Source organism: Streptomyces sp. OfavH-34-F (genome assembly GCF_022347745.1).
Taxonomy (GTDB): Bacteria; Actinomycetota; Actinomycetes; order Streptomycetales; family Streptomycetaceae; genus Streptomyces.
This window is the reverse complement of sequence record NZ_JAKRGC010000581.1, coordinates 1-1823: the sequence shown is the minus strand read 5'-3', so window position 1 is coordinate 1823 and position 1823 is coordinate 1. Positions and strand designations below refer to the sequence as shown.

The 1823-nt window shown below is 70.3% G+C and carries 1 protein-coding gene and 1 pseudogene; both read left to right on the top strand.

What is annotated here, in order from left to right; translation table 11 throughout:
* A pseudogene (locus MHW47_RS36180) lies at nt 1–127 on the top strand (amino acid--tRNA ligase-related protein); the annotation flags it as partial.
* A gap of 88 nt (nt 128–215) precedes the next feature.
* On the top strand, nt 216–1823 hold a 1608-nt coding region (locus MHW47_RS35090), incomplete at its 3' end, for an Rne/Rng family ribonuclease (RefSeq protein ID WP_239227863.1).

Genomic DNA, 1823 nt, shown 5'->3' with positions numbered 1-1823 from the left:
GTACGACATCGTCTGCAACGGCATCGAGCTGTCCTCCGGCGCCATCCGGAACCACGAGCCCGAGCTGATGATCAAGGCGTTCGAGATCGCGGGCTACGACCGCGAGACGGTGGAGCGCGAGTTCGCGAGTCAAGGTCCGCGAGCCCCGCAAGAAGGAGGAGCGGGAGCCCGGCACCGGCTTCGACGAGGTCCAGTCCATCAAGGGCTCGACCCGCATGGAGGCCAAGAAGCAGCGCCGCCGCGAGGGCCGCGAGCAGGGCCGCCGCCGGGTGCCGATCATCACCGAGGCGGAGTTCCTGGCCCGCCGCGAGGCCGTCGAGCGCGTCATGGTCGTCCGCCAGAGCGGCGAGCGCACGCAGATCGGCGTCCTCGAGGACAACGTGCTCGTGGAGCACTACGTCAACAAGGAGCAGGCCACCAGCTACGTCGGCAACGTCTACCTGGGCAAGGTCCAGAACGTGCTGCCGTCCATGGAGGCCGCGTTCGTCGACATCGGCAAGGGCCGCAACGCCGTCCTGTACGCCGGTGAGGTCAACTTCGAGGCGCTCGGCATGGCCCACGGGCCGCGCCGCATCGAGACCGCGCTCAAGTCCGGCCAGTCCGTCCTGGTCCAGGTCACCAAGGACCCGATCGGCCACAAGGGCGCCCGTCTGACGAGCCAGGTCTCGCTGCCCGGCCGCTACCTGGTCTACGTGCCCGAGGGCTCGATGACCGGCATCAGCCGCAAGCTGCCCGACACCGAGCGCGCCCGGCTCAAGAGCATCCTCAAGAAGATCGTCCCCGAGGACGCGGGCGTCATCGTGCGCACCGCCGCCGAGGGCGCGAGCGAGGACGAGCTGCGCCGTGACGTCGAGCGGCTGCAGCAGCAGTGGGAGGACATCCAGAAGAAGGCGAAGGGCACCGGCGGCTCCAACGCGCCGACCCTCCTGTACGGCGAGCCGGACATGACCGTCCGCGTCGTCCGCGACATCTTCAACGAGGACTTCTCCAAGGTCATCGTCAGCGGCGACGACGCGTGGGAGACCATCCACGGCTACGTCTCGCACGTGGCGCCCGACCTGACCGACCGGCTCTCGCGGTGGACGTCCGAGGTGGACGTCTTCGCGACGTACCGGATCGACGAGCAGCTCATGAAGGCGCTGGACCGCAAGGTCTACCTGCCCAGCGGCGGCTCGCTGGTGATCGACAAGACCGAGGCGATGGTCGTCGTCGACGTCAACACCGGCAAGTTCACCGGCCAGGGCGGCAACCTGGAGGAGACGGTCACCAAGAACAACCTGGAGGCGGCCGAGGAGATCGTGCGCCAGCTGCGGCTGCGCGACCTCGGCGGCATCGTGGTCGTCGACTTCATCGACATGGTGCTGGAGTCCAACCGGGACCTGGTGCTGCGGCGCCTGCTGGAGTGCCTGGGCCGCGACCGTACGAAGCACCAGGTCGCCGAGGTCACCTCGCTGGGCCTGGTCCAGATGACCCGCAAGCGGGTCGGCCAGGGGCTGCTGGAGTCCTTCTCCGAGACCTGTGTCCACTGCAACGGGCGCGGGGTCATCGTCCACATGGAGCAGCCCTCCTCGGTGGGCGGCGGTGGCGGCGGCAAGCGCTCCAAGAAGCGCCGCGGCGGCGCCGGCCAGGACCACGAGCACGACCACGGCCACGAGCACGCCCCGGAGCACGCCGCCGAGGCGGAGCCCGAGGCCGAGAGCGCGGCCGAGGTGGCGGCGGAGGCCGCCGCGCCGGTGGCCCTGCCCGAGCCGGAGTTCGCCCCGGACGAGGAGCTGTACAGCAGCGCGGCCGAGGCCGAGGCAGCCGCCTCGCGCGGCCGGGGC